The following is a 24,714-nucleotide window of genomic DNA, read 5'->3' on the forward strand; positions in this document are numbered from 1 at the left end:
TTAATTTTTATTTGAACAGATTATGTCAAAAAATAAAACAAGTAGATTTAGTAAAATCACCATCGGTTTAGCTTCTCCTGAAGTCATTCTTCAAGAGTCAAAAGGAGAGGTACTAAAACCAGAAACGATTAACTATAGAACTCACAAACCAGAAAGAGATGGTTTATTCTGCGAGAAAATCTTCGGTCCTGTAAAGGATTACGAATGTGCTTGTGGAAAATATAAGAGAATTCGATACAAAGGCATCGTTTGTGACCGTTGTGGTGTAGAAGTTACCGAGAAAAAAGTACGTAGAGAGAGAATAGGGCACATTAACTTAGTGGTTCCAGTTGCTCACATCTGGTATTTCCGTTCACTTCCAAACAAAATTGGTTACCTTTTAGGATTACCTTCTAAGAAATTAGATATGATTATCTACTACGAAAGATATGTAGTAATCCAACAAGGTATCGCTAAAAAAGCAGACGGTTCTGATTTCGAAGACAAAGAATTCTTAACAGAAGAAGAATATCTAGATGTTTTAGAAACCCTTCCTATCGAAAACCAATATTTAGAAGATACAGACCCTAATAAATTTATTGCTAAAATGGGTGCTGAAGCTGTGGAAGAATTGTTAAAGAGAATTGATTTAGATGCTCTTTCTTACGATCTTCGTCACAAAGCTCACAATGAATCTTCTAAACAAAGAAGAACTGAAGCATTAAAAAGATTATCTGTAGTAGAAGCTCTTAGAGGTGCTAATACCAGAATGATTAACCGCCCAGAATGGATGGTAATGCGTGTTCTTCCTGTAATTCCACCAGAATTAAGACCATTAGTTCCACTAGACGGTGGTAGATTCGCTACATCAGATTTAAATGATTTGTACAGAAGAGTTATCATTAGAAACAACCGTCTAAAGAGACTTTTAGAGATTAAAGCTCCAGAAGTTATCTTGAGAAACGAGAAGCGTATGCTTCAGGAAGCGGTAGATTCATTATTTGATAACACTAGAAAATCATCTGCTGTAAAATCAGAATCAAACAGACCATTGAAATCACTTTCAGATTCATTGAAAGGTAAGCAAGGTCGTTTCCGTCAGAACTTATTAGGGAAAAGGGTAGACTACTCTGCACGTTCGGTTATTGTTGTAGGTCCTAACTTACAATTACATGAGTGTGGTATCCCTAAAGATATGGCAGCAGAACTTTACAAACCATTTATCATTAGAAAGCTAATTGAAAGAGGTATTGTAAAAACAGTAAAATCTGCAAAAAGAATTATTGATAGAAAAGAACCAGTAGTTTATGATATTCTAGAAAACGTGATGAAAGGTCACCCAGTTCTATTGAACCGTGCACCTACCCTTCACAGATTGGGTATCCAAGCGTTCCAGCCTAAAATGATTGAAGGTAAAGCTATCCAACTTCACCCGTTAGTAACTACGGCATTCAACGCCGACTTCGATGGTGACCAGATGGCGGTACACTTACCATTAGGCCCAGAAGCGATTCTAGAAGCTCAGTTATTAATGCTAGGTTCTCAGAATATCTTGAACCCTGCAAATGGTTCTCCTATTACCGTACCTTCTCAGGACATGGTTCTTGGTCTATATTTCATGACCAAAGAAGCGCATTCCACAGAAACGCACAAAGTAAAAGGTGAAGGTTTAGTTTTCTATTCTCCAGAAGAAGTAGAAATTGCTTACTCTGAAGGTCAAGTTTCTCTTAACGCTAAAGTAAGATGTAGACTTCCATTTAAAACAGAAGAAGGAGAAATCGTAACTAAACTTCAAGATACTACAGTTGGTAGAATTTTATTTAACCAAATTGTTCCTAAACAAGTAGGTTATATTGATGAATTATTGACTAAAAAATCATTAAGAAACGTAATTGGTAAAATCTTAGCAGATACAGATTTCCCAACTACCGTGAAGTTCCTTGATGATATGAAAAATCTTGGTTATATGAACGCTTTCAAAGGCGGTCTATCTTTCTCACTGGCTGATATTGTAGTACCAGCAGAAAAGAAAACCATGATTGCTCAAGCAATTGAAACAGTAGACGAGATTAAAGGGAACTATAACATGGGTCTTATCACAGATACAGAACGTTATAACCAAGTAATTGACGTTTGGACTAATACCAACGCTGGTCTTACTGAGATGATTATGAGCAGAATGAAATCTGACCAAGGTGGATTCAACTCTGTATATATGATGCTAGATTCTGGAGCGAGGGGTTCTAAAGAACAGATTCGTCAGTTATCTGGTATGAGAGGTTTGATGGCAAAACCACAAAAAGCTGGTGCAGTAGGAGCAGAGATCATCGAAAACCCAATTATTGCGAACTTTAAAGAAGGTTTATCAATTTTGGAATACTTTATCTCTACCCACGGTGCTCGTAAAGGTCTTGCGGATACCGCTCTTAAAACTGCGGATGCTGGTTACTTAACAAGAAGATTAGTAGACGTAGCTCAAGACGTAATCATTACAGAAGATGATTGTGGTACATTAAGAGGTACAGAAGTAGCTGCATTGAAGAAAAATGATGAAATCGTAGAAAAACTATCAGAAAGAATTCTAGGTAGAGTTTCTCTTCACGACATCTATAATCCAGAAAACGACGAAATTTTAGTTCACGCAGATGAGTTAATTAACGAAGAGCTTGCTAAAAAAGTAGAAGAAGCGGGTATAGAAACCGTAGAAGTTCGTTCACCATTAACTTGTGAAGCTAAAAAAGGTATCTGTGCTAAATGTTACGGTAGAAACCTAGCTACAGGTAAGATGATTCACATGGGAGAAGCTGTAGGTGTAATTGCTGCACAATCAATTGGGGAACCAGGTACTCAGCTTACACTGAGAACTTTCCACCAAGGGGGAACTGCAGGAAACGTTTCAGAAAATCCTACTATTGTTGCTAAGAGAGATGGTATCGTAGAATTTGACGAATTAAGAACGATTATTTCTGAAGATGAAAACGGTAATGAAGCAGATATCGTCATTTCTCGTTCTACAGAATTCCGCTTAGTAGCAGATAATGCAGCTAGAACTCCATTGATGGTAGCAAACGTACCTTATGGTTCTGCACTTTCTGTAAAACCTGGTGATAAAGTGAAAAAAGGAGACCTTATTGCAAAATGGGATCCATATAACGCGGTTATCATCGCAGAAACTGCTGGTAAAGTAGAATACGAAGATATTATTCAAGGGGTTTCTTTCCAATTAGAAATCGACGAACAAACAGGTTTCGAAGAAAAAGTAATCTCAGAATCTAGAAATAAGAAAGCCATTCCTACCTTGAAAGTGGTAGATTCTAAAGGAGTTGAGCAAAAAGCATACAACTTACCAGTAGGAGCCCACTTAATGGTAAATGATGGTGAAAAAATTAAGGCTGGTAAAGTCTTAATCAAAATTCCTAGAAAATCTGCAAAAGCAGGGGATATTACAGGAGGTTTACCAAGAGTAACCGAATTATTCGAAGCGAGAAATCCTTCTAATCCTGCTGTAGTTACAGAAATTGACGGGGTAGTTTCTTATGGTAAAATTAAGAGAGGTAACCGTGAATTAATCGTAGAATCTAAAACAGGTGAGATTAAGAAATATTTAGTAAAACTTTCTAATCAAATCTTAGTTCAAGAAAACGACTTTGTGAGAGCTGGTTCGCCACTTTCTGACGGTTCTGTAACACCAGATGATATCTTAAGAATCAAAGGTCCAACAGCTGTTCAAGAGTACTTAGTAAACGAAATTCAAGAAGTTTACCGTTTACAAGGGGTAAAAATTGACGATAAGCATTTCGAAATCATCGTAAGACAGATGATGACTAAAGTAGAAATTGTAGACGGAGGTGATACCCAATTCCTTGAAAACAGTCTAGAACATAAATATGATTTCCTTGAAGAAAACAACAGAGTTTTCGGATTGAAAGTTGTAACAGAACCAGGAGATTCTAAAATTTTCAAAGCTGGTCAAATGATTACCGCTAGAGAATTGAGAGACGAAAATTCTAAACTGAAGAGAGAAGACCTTCAATTAGTAGAAGTTCGTGAAGCACTTACTGCAACTGCAACGCCTGTATTACAAGGTATTACCAGAGCAGCTTTACAGACTAAGTCTTTCATGTCTGCAGCATCATTCCAGGAGACTACTAAAGTTCTAAACGAAGCAGCAGTGTCTGGTAAAGTAGACGAACTAAACGGTCTTAAAGAAAATGTAATCGTAGGTCACAGAATTCCTGCAGGTACAGGTCTTAAAGATTATCAAAGTGTAATCGTGGGTTCTAAAAAAGAATTCGAGGATTTAAATTAATATGAATGTAAGGTTTAAAGACAGTTTTACTGTTCTTTAAACCTTCTTTTTTTTGAATGTAAAAAATTAACTTATTAAAACTTATACAAATGGATAACAACCAAAACCAAGATCAAAACATTAATATTCAATTAAACGAAATGGTAGCAGCTGGTGCTTATTGCAACCTTGCATTAGTAAACCACTCTCCATCTGAGTTTGTATTAGATTTTATTCAATTAATGCCAGGAGTTCAGCAAGCTCAAGTAAGAAGCAGAGTAATCCTTGCTCCTCTTCATGCAAAAAGAGTTTTAGCTGCTCTTCAACAAAATATCCAAAACTATGAAGCTCAATTCGGAGAAATCAAAGAAGTTGAACCTTTCGTAGTAGGTGCTGGTAATGCTCAAGCATAATCAAAACTTAAAATAATATTCTAAATCCTAGTCTTTTAAAGGGCTAGGATTTTTTTTTGCAAAAAAAGTCTTTATCTTCGTAAAAAATATTCAAATGAAAAAAAATTACCTATTTACTTTTTTGATTTTATTATTTGTAAGTAATATGAAAGCTCAGACGCTTAATGAAAAGAGAGCAGTTCTAGAAAATCACATTCAAAATATTAAAGACAATGCCAGTAAATTAAAATCTGATGGGCAAGTTCCACCAAAAGAATATAACATCAGAGATTTAAAAAATACGATTGATCCAGTAACTGGCGAGAATAAGTTTCAGAGTTTAGTGAAACTAAATAATGAAATTAAATCTGGAAAATATGCCCCAAAACAAAATATCTCTTTACTAGGAAATATTATTTCTAATTCCAATCAAAGAATTAATTCTATTAATAACACACAATGGTTTGAGAGAGGACCATATAGTGTAGGAGGAAGAACTAGGGCAATTTTATTTGATCCAAATGATGCTACTGGAAAAAGAGTTTTTGCCGGTGGAGTTTCTGGAGGACTTTGGGTAAATAATGATATTACCAATGCCTCTTCTGAATGGTCACCAATTAATGATTTTTGGGCAAATACATCAATATCTTGTATCGCTTCAGACCCAAATAATCCCCAAGTTATATATGTAGGTACTGGTGAATCATGTACTAATGATGCTATTGGTTCAGGAGTATGGAAGACAACAAATGGAGGAACAACTTGGACTCAAATTTTTAATCCTGCAATAACTTATACTGCTAATGGAAGAAGGAATGGTATTTTTTATGTTAATGATATTAAAGTAAGAAATAATGCAGGTACTTCTGAATTGTATGTTGCTGTTAGTGGTGGATCTGTAGATGGTACATTAAGTGGTTATTATGATACAGGTTTGTATAAATCTACAGATGGTGGTTCAAATTTTACAAGATTAAATACTTTTTATCTAACAACAAGTGGAAGTACAGGTTTACCAATACATCATTCAATCCAGCAAATAGAAATTGCTTCTGATAATGCAATCTGGGTATCCACTAGAACTTCTGGATTTACAGGAATTAATTCTGGCGGTAAAATTTTTCGTTCTACAGATGGTACTACTTTTACCAATGTTTATAACGCAAATTTACCAGGCTCTAGAGTTCAGATTGCGCTTTCTAAAACCAATGGTGCTGTAGCTTATGGGTTACTTCAGGGAAGTGGGACTACAGAACCTGTGAGAATCATTAAAACTACAGATACAGGTGCTACATGGGCAGCTAGTAATGTAGTGAATTCTGGTGTTACTCTTCCACAAGATAAAGATACAGGAATTCCTGCCAATGATTTTACCAGAGGCCAAAGTTTCTATGATTTGGTAATTGTAACAGATCCTACCAATGATGCTACAGTTTATGTAGGAGGTATTGATTTATTTAGAAGTACCAATTCTGGTTCTACTTGGACTCAAATTTCTAAATGGTCTAATAATAATCAATTGGCTACCCTTTCGGTTTCTCAAGTTCATGCTGACCAACATGCTATAGTTTTCAATCCTAAAAATAGTAGCCAGATTGCATTTGGAAATGATGGTGGAATTTATTTCTGTGCTAATAAAACTAATATTGCTACTACAACAGGTATTCCAGTAAGAAACAATAGGTATAATGTTACCCAATTCTATGATGCAAAAATGAATCCTACTAAGACTAATTCTACTGAAGAAATTTTAGCAGGTGCACAAGATAACGGAACCAGAAGATTTACAGGAGCTCCATTAGCAAATAATCTTTACTCAGATGCTTATTATGATGGTGGAGACGGAGCGTTTGTAGAGTTTGATGATAATAACCTTTATAAAATTAATAGCTATGTTTATAATAATCATTATCTATATCACGCTGCAAGTAATAGTTATGTAGACTTATTATTAGCTCCTGATAATGATTTAGGACATTTTATAAATGAAGCTGCATTAGATAGAAATTTAGATATATTTTATTCTTACGGAAATAAAGATAATACTACAAAAGAGATTACATTAAATAGAGTTGATGGTTTATCAACTAATCCGCTTAATTTGGGAAGAAGTAAAATTATATTAGGTAATTTTACAGATGAAGATGTTTCTTATTTAGCTACTTCACCTTATCAAACAGCATATACAACACTTATGGTAGGATTTGATAATGGTAGACTTTTTAAAATTACTTATGCTAATACAGGAATTTATCAAATTTCAGAACTCACAGTTCCCTTCGTAGGAGCCATTTCTGATATTCAGTATGGTACCAATGATAATGAAATCATCGTTACCATTTCTAACTATAACACTATTAGTGTTTTCTATACTACAGATGGAGGGACAACTTGGAATAGTAAAGAAGGAAACCTACCAGATATGCCAATTAGAAGTGCTTTGATGAATCCAGAAAATAAAAATGAAGTGATTCTAGGTACAGAATTAGGAGTTTGGGGAACTACCAACTTCCTAAGTGCTACACCAACTTGGTCTCAATATACAAATGGTTTAGGAAACGTAAGAGTCACCAATTTAGACTATAGACCAAGTACGAGAACTGTCTTAGCTTCTACTTATGGTAGAGGTATATTCACAACTATGAATGATACCAATCTTGCAACTACAGAAACTTCAGTAGAAGAAATCTATAGAGTATATCCTAATCCTACAAGAGGAGATTTCTACTTAAAAATGAATGCAAAACACAAGAACGTTACCGTAAATGTTTTTGATATTTCAGGAAAATTAGTTTTCACTAAAAATGGAGTGAATCCAGAAGAAAAAATCTCACCGAGTTTACCAAAAGGACATTACATCGTAAAAGTTGAAAAAGAAGGTGAGTACATTTTCTCTTCTAAACTTATTGTAAGATAAATTTTTTAAAAAATTAGAACTTGAAAAAGCTATTTTTATTTCTTTTGATCAATCTACTCTTTTCTTTTTCTTGTCAAAAAGATATTATCATCGTAGAAGCTTATTACACCAATTGGTTTGGTGGAGTAAAAGACGTGAGAGGAAAGGATTTTATAATGGTAATTGACAAAGAAACTTCTAAAAATCTACAGATAAAACATTTTTTGATTAATGATAAAAAATTCAATGTAGAAGTAGAAGAAAAGGGAAATACAATAGAAATAAAATCCAGAATTTCTGAAGGAATTGATAAAGAAATTGAACTCAAGAATCCTATTGAAAAAAATAGTTTTGGGATAGAATATTATAATACAAAGACTAACAAAACAAAAGTTTTTAAGTTGAAAAAATTACAATATAAACCCCGTTCTAATCAACAAGATAAAGTTTCATAAATCATAAAGAGAGGTTTCTAAGCCTCTCTTTATTTCTTTTATCAAGATTCGAAGAAATAATCAATATTATATCCAATATTTTAATCAGTTTTAACCGATAGATTTTAATGAAAAAGACTTTATTAGCAGTGATTGTATTGTTTGCACAATATAGTTATGGACAAACTTCTGCTACAGAAAGAAACATCGAACAAATTACTTTAAAAGCACGTAAAAAAGTAAATCAAGAGCGAAATGAATTCGCTAAAAATGCTCAAGCGACAGAAATTCTATCAGATGAAGATCTTAATAGAAATAATTCTGCGCTTATAGAACAATCTCTTTCTACCATTTCGGGTGTTCAAGTAGATAAAAGGACAAATATTGGCGGACAGAGAATTGTCATCAGAGGATTTGGGAATGACCAAAAATTTAACAATTGGGGCGTAAAAGTTTATTGGAACAATATGCCATTGACCAATGCAGAAGAAGTTACATTATTAGATGATGTAGATTTTTCTTACGTCAATAATATTGAAGTGATTAAAGGTCCTGCTTCTACCTTTTACGGAGGCGGAATTGGCGGAACTGTAAAATTTTATACAAGACCAGGTTTCGAAAAAGGAACTTCTATTGCTCAAAATACCATGTTGGGTTCTCACAAATATTTTCAGTCGATAACACAGCTTAATTCTTCTGACACCAACTATTCTTTGAATGTAAACTATGGTCACATAGAAACTGACGGTTACAGACCAAGTGGAAATGGTTTGAAAAATTTTGTGAATATTAATGGCGAATATAAATTAAACCCGAAACAGCGCATAACTTTATTCGCAAGTCAAGGCTTTTCCCACGAAAAAGTATCAGGACAAATTTCCTATAACGATTACTATGCAGGAATTGATAACGGAAATCCTTCTTACATAATCAAAGGTTCTGGCAGTAAAATTCACTCTACTAGAGTAGGATTAGGTCATATTTGGGAAATTTCTAAAAATTTTAAAAATTCCACCACTGTTTTCTATTCTTCCATCAGTCAAGACAGAATTGCAGACAAAGCTTTCGAGGTTTCTAGCAGTCCTAATGTAGGTTTTAGAACGACTTTCCAACATTCTTATACATGGAGAAATTTTTCAAATCAATTAGATTTTGGTGCAGAAGTTCAAAATTCTCGCTCACAGATTTCTAATTATCGTTTTACAGGAACCAATCCCAATAATCCGCTAGAAATGTCGCCTATTTCTAAAGGTTCTTATCTTAAATATAACAATAACCAAAGCAATTATTTTGCAATCGAAAGACTCACCTACAAACCATGGGATTTTACTTTTTTGGCTGGGGTAAGTTTGAACAGAATAAATTATGACCGAGAAGATCTTTTGGCTTTTGGCGGTTTAGTTCCTGGATATAATAAAGATTTGTCTTTCAGTAAAGATTATAAAATGGTGGCAACTCCTCATTTTGCCGTTCAAAAAAGATGGAAAAATCAAATTTTTAATTTGAGTTACAGCGAAGGTTATAATGCACCTACTGCTTCTACTTCTTTTGTTTCTGGCGGAACTATTAACACCGTAAATGATGATTTAGAAGCCGAAAAAGCTAAAATGTGGGATTTCAGTGTACATGGTTTATTGATGAAAACCAAATTTGATTATCAAATTTCATTGTTTAATATCAATGTTAATAATAAACTCACACAGTTAAACGGAACAGATTCTAGCAATAATGTGTACAGTTATTGGGCTAATACAGGAAATCAAAAAAACAAAGGTTTAGAACTTAGTTTAGGATATAATTATACTAATGAATCTGCTTTTATTTCTAAAATTACACCATTTGTCAATTATTCACATTATGATTTTAAATACACTGATTTTGTAAATAGCGGAACTGATTTTTCGGGCAAAAAAGTAGTTGGAGTTCCTGATGATAAATATGCTATCGGAATTGATTTCAATACTAAATATGGAATTTATCTGAACAATACTTTCAATTATTTAGGCAAAGTTTATTCGGATTTTGCTAATGAAAATTTGGTTAAAGATTATTCATTACTGAACATGAAATTAGGTTACAAAAAAACATTCGGGAAATATGATGTAGATGTTTTTGCCATCGGAAATAATCTCACCAATCAAAAAAACTATACTTTTTTATTTGTAGGAAATAATACCAATGATAACAAAGCGACCAATTTGCTTAATTATGCAGATGTAAATCCTGGGCCTAAAAAAGCTTACTTCTTCTTCGGATTGAATTTAAAATATCATTTATAAATTATGAAACCACTTTTCGATGTGGTTTTTTAATTTTTAGTTCAATTGTATTTCGACAAATCTGAGTATTTTTGTAGCAAATCATCTGTAATGAAAAAAATATTTTCGGGTTTCACTGTTTTTCTGTTTTCTCTCTTTTTTGCTCAACATAATCTCGCGGTTGATACAGCCCAAGTTATTACTCCGAACAGATTTAATTCAGCAGAAGCATTGGAAAAACCATATCTTATTTTTATTTCTGCAGACGGTTACAGATATGATTACACCGAAAAATATAATGCCCAAAATCTTCAAAAATTTTCAAATGAAGGTGTAAAAGCAAAAGCCATGTTGCCAAGTTACCCAAGCATCACTTTCCCGAATCATTGGTCTATTATTACAGGTTTATATCCTTCTCATCACGGTTTGGTAGATAATTTTTTCTATGATTACTCCAGAAAAGAAGCGTATGCAATGAATAAAAAGGAAAATGCAGAAGATGGCTCTTGGTACGGTGGAATTCCGCTTTGGAGTTTAGCAGAGCAACAAGGAATGGTTACCGCTTCTTTACAATGGGTTGGTTCTGCAAGTGACGCTGGCAAAACCCGACCAACTTATTATTATCACTACCACGAAAAATTTTCACCAGAAGAGAAAATTAATAAAGTAGTGAACTGGTTAAAATTACCAGAAAATGTTCGTCCTCACTTTATTTCACTGTATTTTCCAGAAGTAGATGGAGCAGGTCATCGATTTGGACCAGAATCTCCAGAAGCCGAAAAATCTGTACAATTGGTAGATAACGCCATCGGTAATTTGGTGGAAAAAGTGAATCAATTGGGTTTGAAAAATGTGAATTTCATCTTCGTTTCAGATCATGGAATGATTAAAGTTGATAAAGAAAATCCGCTTTCTATTCCAGAAATGCTTCTCAATAAAGAAAGATTTGATATTTATAATTCTCAAACCTTACTCAGAGTGGTGGTTAAAAATCCTGATGAGGTAAAATCTACATTTCGTGAATTAAAAAATTCAAAAACTGAAGATTACCAAGTTTTTTTGACCAAAAAATTTCCTAGAAAACTTCATTATGGAACAAAAGATGACAAATATAACCGTATCGGTCAGATTTTATTAGTGCCAAATGCGCCAAAAATATTTTTAGAAAAAGGAAAATCTACTTCTTCAGGAAAACATGGCTACAATTCTAGAAAAACACCAGAAATGAAAGCTGCTTTTTACGCTTGGGGAAATGTTTTCAGAAACCAAACAGAAATCGATGAATTTCAGAATGTGAGTGTTTATCCTTTGGTTGCGGAAATTCTCGGTTTAAAAATTTCAGAACCTATTGATGGGAAATTTTCAGAGGTTAAAAAAGCTTTGAAATAGACTATTCAGGAATCCAAACGCTTACATTTCCAGCGGAAACAGTAAAATTTCCCCAGCCATTTTCATCAATTTGAACAGTATGTTCGAATCTTCCTAATGCGTCATAAAAATACTGACCAGCATATTGCGTTCCCATTTCCATAGGTTTTTCGTATTGTTCTTTATTGCTGATGACAACTGCACAACCTTTATGTTCGCCATCACCTTCTCGAGTCCAACCGATGCAATTAGCATCTTCGAAATAATCTCTTTGCATTCCGTAAGCATTATTTTTTCTCAACTTCAAAAGTTCTTCTATTTGGTCTACTTTTTCTAAGAAAATTTCGTGTTCATTGCCATCACTTCCATAATCTTTGTAAGTGGCTCCAAATAAATCTGGATAAAAAACACAAGGAAAACCTTCTTGTCTCAGCAAAATTAATGCATAAGCAATCGGTTTAAACCAAGGTTCTACAGGAGCTTCTAAAGCTTGCAAAGGTTGAGTGTCATGGTTATCAACTACTGTAACTGACAAATTGGGTTGAGATTGAACCAAAGTGTTGTCAAAAATAGTTCGCAAATCAAATTCGCTTCCCGATTGTGATGCAGTATGCAAATTATGATGCAAAGAAGCATCAAAAAGGCTCATACAACCTTCGGTTTCTTCAATGTATTTTTCTAAAAGTGGCAATTCACCAGGAGCCCAAAATTCTCCTACTGCAAAGAGGTTTTTACCAGTATTGGCTCGTAATAATTGAAGCCATTCTTTATAAAATTCTGGCGATTGATGTTTCACAGCATCTAAACGAACACCTTCAAAACCGACGGTTTCATGATACCATTTTCCCCAATAATTCAGCTCTTCTCTTACATGAGGATTGCGATGTTCGATGTCATTGTACATCAAAAAATCGTAATTTCCTTTTTCATCGCTGGTCATTTCTTCCCAACCATCACCATGTTCATTAATGATTTGATAAATAAAATCTCCTTCTTCACCTTCGGCAAAATCGACGCCTGTAAAACAAGTGAAATTCCATTCGAAATCTGAATATTTTTTATTTCTTCCCGGGAAAGTAAATTTAGTGTAACTTTCTATTTCAAAAGGTTCAGAAATGAAATTTTGTCGATTGTTTGGGTCTACTTTGTACACTTGGAAACGTTCTTTTTCATCACCGCCAGCTTTGTGATTTAGCACAATATCTACAATTGTTCCAATTCCTTTTTCTCGGAGCGTATTGATGGCAGAAATATATTGTTCTTTGGTTCCATATTTGGTGGGAGTTCCACCTTTTTGGTCAAATTCTCCCAAATCAAATAAATCATAGGGATCATAACCCACAGAGAATCCGCCACCATTAGCTTTGTAAGCAGGTGGTAACCAAACCATTGTAATGCCAAGTTCTGCTAAATATTTTGCGTTATGTTGTACTTCTTCCCAAAGTTTTCCATCGCCTTCTGTGTACCAATGGAAATATTGAATCATAGTTCCGTTCATCATTTCTGTTTTTTATGTTGCAAAATTAGAACGATGAAGCGAAATTAATTTACAGATTTTCAGGGAATTATTTTATAATTATTCTTTTTCGAATTCTTCAAAAGGAATTTTGAGTTGTACCGAAATTTGTTTTTTCTCTTCTGTGTTGAGGTTAGAAAGTGATAAACCTAATAAACGAATAGCTTTATTGTAAGGTCTTAATTCCCAAAGTTTCTGAGCAGTTTCGTAGAAATCTTCAGCGTTTTCATAATACACTTCTTGTGTTTTGCTACGCGTGTATTGAGAAAAATCCTTGTATTTTATTTTTAAAGTCAAGGTTTTGCCTTTAATTTCTCTTTTCGAAAGTCTAGATTCTAGTTCTTCGCTTAGTGATTTTAGTTTTTGGTAAAGTTCTTCATCTTCGTTGATGTCATCCCAAAAAGTATGTTCTACACCTACACTTTTTTGAATTCGGTGAGGTTTTACTTCTCCATGATGAATTCCGCGAACCACATTGTAATAATAAATCCCAGATTTCCCGAAAAGTCTTGCCAGTTCTTCCATAGATTTTGCCTTCAAATCTTTGCCTTTGAAAATCTGTAAACTGTACATTTTATTGGCTGTGACTTTTCCGATTCCGTAAAATTTTTCAATCGGAAGTTCTTCTAAAAAATCTAAAATCTGAGTAGGATGAATGGTTTTTTGTCCGTTGGGTTTATTGATATCCGAAGCTACTTTGGCCAAAAATTTATTCACCGAAATTCCTGCAGAAGCAGTGAGCCCTGTTTCTTCAAAAATTTTTTGACGAATTTCTCTTGCTATTTCATTGGCAGATTCTATGTTTTTTTTGTTTTCGGTAACGTCTAAATAGGCTTCGTCTAGAGAAAGCGGTTCTACCAAATCAGTATATTCATGAAAAATTTCTCTGATTTTTTGTGAAATTTCTTTGTAACGATGAAATCTTGGCTTTACAAAAATAAGATGCGGACATTTTTCTTTGGCAATTTTGCTCGACATAGCAGAACGAACGCCAAATTTTCGGGCTTCGTAACTTGCTGCGGCAACTACACCTCTATGTTCACCGCCTACAGCAATGGGTTTTCCTTTAAGTTCAGGTTGGTCGTGCTGTTCCACAGAAGCGTAAAACGCATCCATATCTACATGTATGATTTTTCTCTGTGGGATTTGCATACACAAAGATAAGGAATTGGGGATTTTATAAATATTTCAAAAAAGGTTTTACTTTTTCGATTTGGTTTAGGTAGTTTTTCTGTGCTGATAAAGAATAAAATATACCAAAAATAATTAAGTAAAATGACATGAAAACAAATACAATTTCAATAAAAATTGGTTTATCACTTTGGAAAGTGATGATTTTTTGATATTTCTCAGGATTATCTATTAACCTTGTGTAAATATTCAGTAATGGAGAAAAAATAATTAAAAAAATAAAAACAGAATGTTGATGTAAAGTGAGAACATACTTTTTAAATTTTTTAGCTAATTTGAAATCTTGGTAATGGGAAAAATATTTTATTAAAGTATAAAACGTCAATCCAAATACTATTGACAAGGTTAAATATCCAAAAGTTTCTGCTTTAAAATTGAAAGCAATGATAAAAATTAAAAGGGTAGGAATAGTTGAAAATTTTAATGCAAAAAACAAATTAGTCTTGTCAATTTCCTTATTAGTTTTAACCATAAAATCAGAAATATCCTCAAGATTTAAATTTCCTCTCCAGTATGGTTTCAATTCTTTGTCCCAACTTAATTTAGTTTTTTCAAAAGCTTCCTCAAAACTCAAATTTTCTTCTCTCTGCAAATCTGAAGTCTGAGAAACAAAATGGTCATTTACTTCGATGAGAATATCAATCGGCAGTTTTTTTGAGAGCAGATAATTTCGGATTTCTGAGAGTTGAGTTTCTGAAAGCATTTTATAAATATTTTAAGAAAGGTTTTACTTTTTTTACAGTCTTTATGAGTTTTAAGTGATAAATTCCTGTATAAAGCATAATGGTATAAAAAGAAAAGAATAACAATAATTTTAATATAACTTCATATGAAAAATCATAAACTAAAATTTTTTGAAAAATAGGCTCAATTGGTTTTAAATATAATAGAATTAAATAACTAAAACTAAAAACCCCAGTAGTTCTCCATTGATAAACAGAAAACTTATATTCCTTGTGTTTTTCATTATACATAAATCTATTTTGTATTAAGTTAAAAAATACTATACTAATTGTAATAATGTACGAAGCAATTAATAACGATTTGTGAACATATTTGAATGTGGCAAAATTAAATTTAAACAAAGAAGACAGATACACAAAAATCATTAAAATAATAATGAAAACTGATGTTTTAATGATTTCTCTATCATTCTGGTTTCTAATCTTTTTTTCAAAATTTGTGATGGCTCTTTTGTCTTTGTTGGCAACAACATTAAAAGGAACAGTAGTCTTAAATTCTTCTTTCCAATCATCTTTTACTTTCTCAAAAGCCTCTTCAAAACTCAAATTTTCTTCTCTTTGCAAATCTGAAATTTGAGAAACAAAATGGTCATTTACTTCGATGAGAATATCAATCGGCAGTTTTTTTGAGAGCAGATAATTGCGGATTTCTGAGAGTTGAGTTTCGGTCATTTTATTAGTTTTTTAGGAAAATTTCAAAAAGTAAAAATACAATGTATAAGATAAAAGCAGACATTTCTAGAGTTTTAGATTTATTTTTTGTTGAAGTTCTTTAATTGTTTTTCTATAGTTTAAGAAATAGAATAAACCGAAAAGCCATAAAAAAACAAATATATAGGTAGAAAATATTGGAAAAAATTCAAAGTTTTTAAAATCTAAAAAATATATATCACTTATAGCTCTGTAAAACCTATCGAATCTTTCATAGAAATCAACAAGATTAAAAATAAAAACATATAAACCTCCAAAGTAAAACAAGAATGAACCTCGCTGATAAATACTAATATTTCTCTTTTCACTTTGACCAGAGGTTTTTAATATGTTATTAAAGTAGAAAGCTGTAACGATGCCAGATGTACCAATTATTGAATAAACAACTAAAAATATGTTTTGTGTAAGTTCTTTACTATAGAGAGATAATAATAAAGTTATAGCTAAAAATGGTAAAAAATATTTTAAGCTTTTTAATAATATTTCTTTTTCAGTTTTATGATTTATTTTTTTGTGAAGAATTGTAATTTTCTTTCTAGGTAATCTGAAAGCATAAACCATTCTTAAATCTTTTTCCCAAGATTTTTTGACTTCTTCATAAGCAACCTCAAAAGACTTGTTTTCAAAATCTATTTTGTGTTCTAGCTGCTCTTCCATATGGTCTTTTATTTCTACCAAGAGATCTAATGGGAGATTTTTTGCCAATAAATCGTAAATGATTTTTTGTTTTTGTTCTTTGGTAATCATGGTTGTTGTTTTTAAATATTAAAAATTGCATTCAGATTAAATAGGTAAGATTTCATTTCTTCTTCTTGTAAGGCTTGTTGTTTTTTGCCTTTTTCGGTCAGCAAATAATATTTTCTATCTCTACCATTTACTTGTTGCATTTCAGAATAAATAACTCCTTCATTTTCTAATTTGTGTAACAAAGGATAAAGCGCACCTTCTGTCATCTCTAGTTCACCTTTTGTCAGTTCTTTAGCACGTTGCGTCAACTGATAACCATACATTTTTACTTCTGAAGCGAGAAGTTTCAGAATAATATTTTGTAAAGTTCCTTTATATAATGCGTTTTTCTTCATACCTATATAAATTATGCATTACAAATATATACATAATTTTCTTATGTATGATAAATTTTTGAAAAATTTAAAACAAAAAAAACACCTCGAAAATCGAGGTGCTTCCTATGAAAAATATTTAGATTAGGTATAGTTATCTTTCCTTCTGAGAAGGAAATAGGCTACTTTAAAGGCAACTAATCTAAACGTATTCATTTTTTTCCTTTTTTACTTTGAAGCAAAATTAGGCTAAGACTGCCATTTAGTTTTTACAAAATTTTATAGTAACGTTATAGAATTTTCATAAAAAAACGCTCCAAAAAAATTGAAGCGTAATATTTTAAAAATTTACTGTGAATCAAAATTCATTTATTGATAATTCTTCACCAAGCCTTTTACAATTTTAATCACATTTGGCATTGCTTTATTGGCGGCTTGTAAAACTTCTTCATGAGAAACGGTGAAAGCGATTTCTGGTCCGCCAACATCCGTAATGATAGAAATTCCGAAACAATCCATTCCCATGTGTTTTGCTACAATCACTTCTGGAACAGTGCTCATTCCTACTGCATCGCCACCAATTGCTCTTACCATTCCGTATTCTGCAGGCGTTTCGAAAGTTGGACCTTGAAGTGCAAGGTAACAACCTTTGTGAACTTTAATTTCTAAATTTTTAGCCGTTTCTTCTGCTACTCCAATCATTTTTCGGTTGTAAGGTTCACTCATATCTACGAACCTTGGTCCTAATTCATCAATGTTTTTACCACGAAGCGGATGTTCTGGCATCATATTGATATGGTCTTCGATAATCATAATATCTGCAACTCTGAAATTAGGATTTACTCCTCCAGAAGCATTAGAAACGATTAAATTCTGAATTCCCAACAGTTTAAAAACTCTGAAAGGAAAAGTTACTGTTTCCATAGAATGACCTTCATAGTAATGAAATCTACCACTCATCATCAATACTTTTTTGCCTTCTAAAATCCCGTAAATGAGTTTTCCACCGTGTCCTACCACTGTAGTTTGCGGAAAATTAGGAATCTCATGATATTCTAAAGTGTGAATAGCCTCTACTTCTTCTTGTAATTTGCCTAAACCAGAACCCAAAACGATGGCGAAATCAGGAGTTTCTTGAATGATATTTTGGATGAATTCGGCGGTTTGTTTAATTTTTTCTAACATAATCTTGAATGATTTGATTAAATTCTTCTGCGCGGTCTATTTCTACATTAATCGGCCAATAATATAATTTTTCTCTTAAATAATCGAAGCCTTTTAAGCGAACATAATCTTTTTCTGTGGTTAAAATCAATTTATATTCTCCAAGTTTTTCGTATTCTTTTTTGATGAGAGAAATATCTTCTGTTGTGAAACTGTGATGGTCCTTGAATCGCAAGTGTTTTACATTTGAACTGTATCTTTTTACTTCTTCCACAAAGGTTTTTGGGTTGGCAATTCCTGTAATCAGGAGAATGTCATAATAACTCATGTTGTTATCTGGAAGTTTCAATTTTGGGTCAAAACAGAAAATTTCTTCATCATAATTGATGGTTGAGAAGAACACTTTTTGGTAATATCTAGGTTTAATTCTAGAAATATAGAATTGTTTTTTTTCTTCGGTAATATTTTCTGGACACTTGGTTACTACAATGATGTCAGCACGTTTTGCTCCACGTCTTGATTCTCTAAGATTTCCAGCAGGTAAAACAAAATCTTTAAAATAAGGGTCATTATAATCGGTCAAAAGAATATTAAAACCGGGTTTTATTCTGCGGTGTTGGTAGCTGTCATCTAATAGAAGTACATCTAAATCCATGTCTTCGATGATTTTTTTTGCTCCAAAAACACGGTCTTCACAAACGCCGATGACAAATCTGTTTTTAAATCTTTCGAAGAGTTGCATGGCTTCATCACCCACCATTTTAAAATTACTGTCGTAATTTACAATACCATAACCTTTGGTTTTTCTTCCGTAACCACGAGAAAGAACGCCTGTTCTAAAATTTTTAGCAAGATAATCAGCCAAATACATTACCATAGGCGATTTTCCACTGCCACCTACAGATAAATTTCCTACGCCAATCATAGGAGTTTTAAATTTCGTAGAAGAAAAAATTCCCCAATCGTACATTCTGTTTCTGAGGGCAGTAACAAAATGATAAACCAAGGAAAAAGGGTAGAGATACCATCTTTTCATGCAATAAATTTTCTTTCTGACGACTGAAATTCGTCATTTAATAAAGGGGCAAATTTACAAAATTTTTAAGGATTTTTTTGGGACTATTTCATCTACTTATTAACAATAAGAAGTCTTAGCGGTTTTAAGTTTTAAGAAAAAATTAACTTTCAGCATCTTTTCTTATCTTTGTGCTTACATATACACATTATGATTTTATCAATGACAGGCTTCGGAAGAGCCGAAGGTATTTTTGAAGGAAAAAAAATTAGCATCGAACTCAAATCGCTTAACAGTAAATCATTTGACTTGAATCTAAGAATTCCGCTTCGCTATAAAGAGAAAGAATTCGAAGTAAGAAAATTGTTAAATGACACCATTCTCAGAGGAAAAGTAGACTGCTATATCAATTGCGAAACCATCGATGACTGCAATGATGTAAAAATCAATCAAGATATTGTAAAAGCATATATGAATCAGCTTCGTGAGATTTCTCCCAATGCAGAAGAGTTTGAATATCTGAAAATGGCCATCAGAATGCCTGAAGCAATTAACGGAAAGCCTGCAGAATTAAATGAAGAAGAGTGGAAATCTTTGGAAAATTTGGTTAAAGAAGCTTTAGCAAAATTTGTAGATTTCAGAAAGACAGAAGGCGCAATTTTACACGAAGAACTGGCAAAAAATCTTAAAAATATTGAAGAAAATCTTCTCAAAGTCATTCCTTACGAAGACGACAGAATGGTAGCGGTAAAAGAACGTTATCAGAATACTTTGAAAGAATTTGAGAATGTAGACGAAACCAGATTCTATCAAGAACTGGCTTATTATACCGAAAAATTAGACATTTCCGAAGAAAAAGTACGTTTAACACAGCACTTGAAATATTACTTAGAAGTGATGCAAAACGAAACTTTCAACGGGAAAAAATTAGGATTTATCTCTCAAGAAATCGGCAGAGAGATCAATACATTAGGTTCTAAAGCCAATCACCACGAAATCCAAAAACTGGTAGTGATGATGAAAGACGATTTAGAAAAAATTAAAGAACAAACGTTAAACGTATTGTAATGATGAGTTATAAGTCTTGAGTTATAAGTTGTTTTTGTAGTCTTTAAATAACTCATCATTCATAATTCATCACTCATAACTATTAAAAATGAACAAAGTAATTATATTTTCAGCACCTTCAGGAAGTGGAAAAACCACTTTGGTAAAATATTGTTTAGGTGTTTTTTCTGAACTTCAATTTTCCATTTCTGCTACAACCAGAGCATTGAGAGGTGAGGAAATTCATGGGAAAGACTATTTTTTTCTTTCGGTAGAAGAATTTAAAAAACTGATTGCAGAAAATGCTTTTGTAGAATACGAAGAAGTTTATCAAGATAAATTCTACGGAACCTTAAAATCTGAAGTGGAAAGAATTTGGCAAGAAGGAAAAGTAGTCATCTTCGATGTAGATGTAAAAGGTGGCGTAAATCTGAAGAAGATTTTCGGAGAAAATGCCCTTTCTATTTTTATTGCACCACCTTCTATAGACGAATTGGAACGAAGATTGATATCTAGAGCTACAGATGATTTAGAAACCATCAAAACCAGAGTGGCAAAAGCCAAAGAAGAAATGACTTATGCTGAAGAATTTGACCAAATTATCATTAATGATGATTTAGAAACCGCTCAGAAAGAAATTGAGCGAATTGTAAGAAATTTTATTGAAGAATAAAACCAACACCAAATACGATTACCAAATGGAACAAGCATTAGATATAGCAAAAAATAACCTTCCTGTAAAAGGATTTTTGGATTTGAAAGATATTCAAATTCCGCAAGGTCAAGATTTAATTGATGCGATTTTAAAGCTCAAAAAAGAAAAAAATGCCGTGATTTTGGCACATTATTATCAGCCAGGAGAAATTCAAGATATTGCAGATTACTTAGGAGATTCCTTACAATTAGCAAGAGCTGCAAAAGATACAGATGCAGATATGATTGCTTTTTGTGGGGTACATTTTATGGCTGAAGCTGCAAAAATCCTTAATCCTACAAAAAAAGTAGTTCTTCCAGATACTTTGGCTGGTTGTTCACTTGCAGATGGTTGCAGTGGAGAAGGTCTTAGAAAAATGCGTGAACAGCATCCTGGAGCTTTGGTGGCAACTTATATTAATTGTAATGCAGAAACCAAGGCAGAATCTGATATTATTGTTACCAGTTCTAATGCGGAAACCATTATCAATGCATTGCCAAAAGATCAACCGATTATTTTCGCACCAGATAAAAATTTGGGAAGATATTTGATGAAAAAAACGGGAAGAGACATGATTTTGTGGGACGGAAGTTGCATTGTTCACGAAGCATTTTCTATGGAAAGAATTGCAAAACAATTGGCAGAAAATCCTGATGCCAAATTAATTGCACACCCAGAATCTGAAACTCCAGTACTAGAATTGGCGCATTTTATTGGTTCTACTTCAGCTTTGCTGAATTATGTGGAAAAAGATGATTGTCAGAAGTTTATCATCGCTACAGAAGAAGGAATTCTTCACGAAATGAAAAAGCGTGCTCCTCATAAAGAATTGATTCCGGCTTTGGTTTTTGACGAAAGTTGCAACTGTTCAGAATGTTTCTTCATGAAGAGAAATACACTAGAAAAGTTGTATTTGTGCATGAAATACGAATTGCCAGAGATTACTATGGACGAAGAACTTCGTTTAAAAGCTTTAAAACCAATCGAAGCGATGCTGGAGTTGAGTAAAACTATTAAGTAATTTAAAAAATAATAGAGCGTTCGGAGATTTTCTGAACGCTTTTTTTATATCTAATTACATTTTTTCAATTGTTTGCAATTAATTAACACGATTTTTCGCAAAAAAGTTTTCGTTTTTAAAATAAATTTATACATTTGTCTTGCAAAAGATGGAATACTCTCAAAACATACCTGTTTTTTTAACTTCTGAAATCAATTTTTCAGGAGCATTTTCTTGCATTATTTCTACAATTACTACAACTACAATTATTACCCCGTAATTGGGGTTCATTACTACATATCAACATTCGCAATGTTGCTCTTGGATGAAGAGCAAGAACAATCAGTTATTTAAATTTCCTTAAAAAAATACATTATGAAAGTCCTAAAATTTGGAGGAACTTCGGTGGCAAACGCCCAAAACATACTTTTAGTAGAAAAAATAGTTAAAAAAGAATCGTTAGAAAATAGAGTAGTAGTGGTAGTTTCCGCTTTGTCTGGCGTTACCGATGGTTTAATTTCTGCCGCAGAATTGGCTTCTACTAAAAATGAAAAGTACACCGAAACCATTAAATCTCTAGAAGAAAAGCATTTAGAATTTGTTAAAAATCTACTGCCAATTACAGAACAAAGTTCTTGGTTGAGCTTCGTGAAAAAGAATTTCAATGATATCGAAGATATTTGCAACGGAATTTACGTTTTAGGTGAATTTACGCCAAGAATTAAAGATAAAATTACAGCTTACGGAGAATTTTTGTCTTCAAATATTATCGCTGCGAAGTTGAAATCAGATGGTTTAGATTGCGTTTGGTTAGATTCTAGAAATTACATCAAAACCAACAGCAATTTTACAGATGCAAAGGTAGATTTCGAAAAAACAAATGCTAATTTTCAAAATTATTTTAAGGAAAACAAACAACAAGTTACGCTTGCTCCGGGCTTCATCGCTTCGGATGTTGATGGTAATATTACCACTTTAGGACGTGGTGGTTCAGATTATACGGCTTCTATTATTGCAGCTGCTGTAAATGCTAAAGAATTACAAATCTGGACTGACGTTTCCGGAATGATGACGGCAGATCCTAGATTGGTTTCTAATGCCAAAATTATTCACAAAATTTCTTACCAAGAAGCGATGGAATTGTCGCATTTTGGCGCGAAAGTGATTTATCCGCCTACAATTCAGCCTATTATGGATAAAAATATTGATTTGTGGATTAAAAATACTTTTGCAGCCGATGATTTTGGAACGCTAATTTCTCATACAAAAACTGAAAATGACAACAACGTAGCAGTTGGAATTTCAAATCTAAGCAAAGTAGCACTTCTTACTTTAGAAGGCAGCGGAATGATTGGTATTCCAGGTGTTTCTGCGAAATTATTTCAATGTTTGAGCCAAGAAAAAATCAATGTTATTTTAATTACTCAGAGTTCTTCAGAGCATTCTATTACCGTTGCAATCAACGAAAGTGATGTGGAAAAAGCTCAAAAAGCTTTGAATTACGCTTTCGAAGATGATTTAAAATTACACAAAATTGATCCTGTAAAAGTGGAAAAATCTTTGGCAATCATCGCTTTGGTTGGAGAAAATATGAAGAGCAGAAGCGGTGTAAGTGCGAAACTTTTTGGCGGTTTAGGAAATAACGGTGTGAATGTGAGAGCTATTGCGCAAGGTTCTTCGGAGAAGAATATAAGTGTGGTAATTTCTGATAAAGATGTAAAAAAAGCGGTAAATGTTCTTCACGAAGAGTTTTTTGAATCAGAAATTAAGCAAGTTCACCTTTATATTTGTGGTGTCGGAAATGTAGGTTCTAAACTGATACAACAAATTTATTCTCAAAACAAATATTTGAACGAAAATCTTTTAATGAATCTTAGAGTTGCTGGTTTAACGAATAGTACCAAAATGGTTTTCAATGATCAAGGCATTCAAGAAGAGGATTTTAAAGACGCTTTACACAATGGCGAACCTTCTACTCCGCATAAATTTGCAGAAGAAATTATCAATAGAAATTTAAGAAATTCAGTATTTGTAGATGTTACGGCTAATGCAAAAGTGGTGGATATTTATGAAGATTTATTGAAAAAAAGCGTAAGTGTAGTTGCTTGTAATAAAATTGCTGCTTCTTCAAACTACGAAAATTATAAAAATTTAAAAAATTCTGCAAAAAATCATAACTGTAATTTCTTCTTCGAAACCAATGTAGGTGCAGGTTTGCCAATTATCGGAACGATTAATGATTTGATGAGAAGTGGTGATAAAATTACATCAATTCAAGCGGTTTTAAGTGGAACTTTGAACTTTGTTTTCAATAATTATGACGGAAGCAGAACATTCTCGGAAGTGGTGAGACAAGCTCAAAAAGAAGGTTTTACAGAACCAGATCCAAGATTAGATTTAGCAGGAACAGACGTTGCGCGTAAAATTTTGATTTTAGCACGTGAAGCTGGCTATCAGTTACAATTTGATGAAATAGAAAACGAAGCGTTCTTGCCAGCGAAATGTATGGAAGGAAGCGTGGAAGATTTCTATCAATCGATGACGGAATACGAAGAGCATTTCAAAAAATTATTAGAAGAAGCAAAAGCAGAAGGTAAAATCTTGAAATACGTTGCTGATTTCAAAGATGGAAAAGCTAAAGTGGGCTTGCAAAAAATATCTCCTGAAAGCGATTTGTATCACTTGTACGGAAAAGATAATATTGTGATATTCAAAACATTAAGATATTCTGAGCAACCATTAGTGGTAAAAGGAGCAGGAGCAGGAGCAGAAGTTACTGCAAGTGGAGTTTTTGCAGATATTGTGCGTTCGGTATAAATTTTATTCAACCGCAAAAGAAACAAAAGATTTGTAATATTTTTAAGTTGTTCAAAAGAAAAAAAAGGATTTTACTTTTCTTTTTTGTGCTTTTGTAAATCTTCTTTCCAATCATTTCTTTTGTGTCTTTTGCGGTTAAA

18 protein-coding genes are annotated in these 24,714 nt (G+C 32.9%); 10 read left to right on the top strand and 8 right to left on the bottom strand.

Going from position 1 to position 24,714, the window contains the following annotated elements; genetic code table 11:
• The first annotated feature begins 19 nt into the window (after nt 1–19).
• The 6 genes from rpoC (at nt 20) to EB819_RS01080 (ending at nt 11,636) form a co-directional block, all read left to right on the top strand.
• Nucleotides 20–4,288 (top strand): DNA-directed RNA polymerase subunit beta', encoded by a 4,269-nt coding sequence (gene rpoC, locus EB819_RS01055; protein ID WP_069799561.1) that lies wholly within the window; start codon nt 20–22, stop codon nt 4,286–4,288.
• 89 nt (nt 4,289–4,377) lie between these two features.
• Entirely contained in the window at nt 4,378–4,680 is a 303-nt protein-coding gene (locus EB819_RS01060) for a DUF3467 domain-containing protein (RefSeq protein WP_069799559.1), read from the top strand.
• Between the two features lie 94 nt (nt 4,681–4,774).
• Entirely contained in the window at nt 4,775–7,576 is a 2,802-nt protein-coding gene (locus tag EB819_RS01065) for a T9SS type A sorting domain-containing protein (protein WP_083250185.1), read from the top strand.
• 20 nt (nt 7,577–7,596) lie between these two features.
• Complete coding sequence (locus tag EB819_RS01070; RefSeq protein WP_069799556.1) at nt 7,597–8,010, top strand: hypothetical protein; 414 nt, start codon at nt 7,597–7,599, stop codon at nt 8,008–8,010.
• 107 nt (nt 8,011–8,117) lie between these two features.
• A complete protein-coding gene (locus EB819_RS01075) occupies nt 8,118–10,268 on the top strand; it encodes a TonB-dependent receptor (RefSeq protein ID WP_245993192.1) in 2,151 nt (716 codons plus the stop codon).
• Between the two features lie 90 nt (nt 10,269–10,358).
• Nucleotides 10,359–11,636 (top strand): alkaline phosphatase family protein, encoded by a 1,278-nt coding sequence (locus EB819_RS01080; RefSeq protein ID WP_069799552.1) that lies wholly within the window; start codon nt 10,359–10,361, stop codon nt 11,634–11,636.
• Between the two features lies 1 nt (nt 11,637).
• On the opposite strand, the gene EB819_RS01085 is transcribed toward EB819_RS01080, so the two are convergent.
• The 8 genes from EB819_RS01085 to lpxK all read right to left on the bottom strand — a co-directional run bounded on the left by EB819_RS01085 (nt 11,638) and on the right by lpxK (nt 19,037).
• A complete protein-coding gene (locus EB819_RS01085) occupies nt 11,638–13,116 on the bottom strand; it encodes an alpha-amylase (protein ID WP_245993194.1) in 1,479 nt (492 codons plus the stop codon).
• Nucleotides 13,117–13,191: 75 nt separating this feature from the next.
• Nucleotides 13,192–14,283, bottom strand: coding sequence for a DNA polymerase IV (dinB, locus tag EB819_RS01090; RefSeq protein ID WP_069799548.1), 1,092 nt, complete (start codon nt 14,281–14,283; stop codon nt 13,192–13,194).
• A 25-nt stretch (nt 14,284–14,308) separates the two neighbouring features.
• On the bottom strand, nt 14,309–15,025 hold the full coding sequence (locus tag EB819_RS01095) for a hypothetical protein (protein WP_069799546.1): 717 nt from the start codon (nt 15,023–15,025) through the stop codon (nt 14,309–14,311).
• 1 nt (nt 15,026) lies between these two features.
• Nucleotides 15,027–15,629 (bottom strand): hypothetical protein, encoded by a 603-nt coding sequence (locus tag EB819_RS01100; RefSeq protein ID WP_124878639.1) that lies wholly within the window; start codon nt 15,627–15,629, stop codon nt 15,027–15,029.
• A gap of 174 nt (nt 15,630–15,803) precedes the next feature.
• Complete coding sequence (locus tag EB819_RS01105) at nt 15,804–16,523, bottom strand: hypothetical protein (protein WP_069799542.1); 720 nt, start codon at nt 16,521–16,523, stop codon at nt 15,804–15,806.
• A gap of 11 nt (nt 16,524–16,534) precedes the next feature.
• A complete protein-coding gene (locus EB819_RS01110; protein WP_069799540.1) occupies nt 16,535–16,858 on the bottom strand; it encodes a PadR family transcriptional regulator in 324 nt (107 codons plus the stop codon).
• Between the two features lie 348 nt (nt 16,859–17,206).
• On the bottom strand, nt 17,207–18,022 hold the full coding sequence (locus EB819_RS01115; RefSeq protein ID WP_069799538.1) for a purine-nucleoside phosphorylase: 816 nt from the start codon (nt 18,020–18,022) through the stop codon (nt 17,207–17,209).
• Complete coding sequence (gene lpxK, locus EB819_RS01120) at nt 18,006–19,037, bottom strand: tetraacyldisaccharide 4'-kinase (RefSeq protein WP_069799536.1); 1,032 nt, start codon at nt 19,035–19,037, stop codon at nt 18,006–18,008. Before lpxK ends, EB819_RS01115 begins: the two co-directional genes overlap by 17 nt.
• Nucleotides 19,038–19,226: 189 nt before the next feature.
• On the opposite strand from lpxK, the gene EB819_RS01125 reads away from it, so the two are divergent.
• The 4 genes from EB819_RS01125 (at nt 19,227) to thrA (ending at nt 24,574) form a co-directional block, all read left to right on the top strand.
• Nucleotides 19,227–20,084: a YicC/YloC family endoribonuclease gene (locus EB819_RS01125; RefSeq protein ID WP_083250184.1), complete on the top strand. Its 858-nt coding sequence runs from the start codon at nt 19,227–19,229 to the stop codon at nt 20,082–20,084.
• 88 nt (nt 20,085–20,172) lie between these two features.
• Nucleotides 20,173–20,736, top strand: coding sequence for a guanylate kinase (gene gmk / locus EB819_RS01130; protein WP_069799532.1), 564 nt, complete (start codon nt 20,173–20,175; stop codon nt 20,734–20,736).
• 25 nt (nt 20,737–20,761) lie between these two features.
• A complete protein-coding gene (nadA, locus tag EB819_RS01135; protein ID WP_069799649.1) occupies nt 20,762–21,778 on the top strand; it encodes a quinolinate synthase NadA in 1,017 nt (338 codons plus the stop codon).
• 354 nt (nt 21,779–22,132) lie between these two features.
• Entirely contained in the window at nt 22,133–24,574 is a 2,442-nt protein-coding gene (thrA, locus tag EB819_RS01140) for a bifunctional aspartate kinase/homoserine dehydrogenase I (RefSeq protein WP_069799530.1), read from the top strand.
• The last annotated feature ends 140 nt before the right edge of the window (nt 24,575–24,714 follow it).

Source organism: Cloacibacterium normanense, assembly GCF_003860565.1.
Lineage (GTDB): Bacteria > Bacteroidota > Bacteroidia > Flavobacteriales > Weeksellaceae > Cloacibacterium > Cloacibacterium normanense.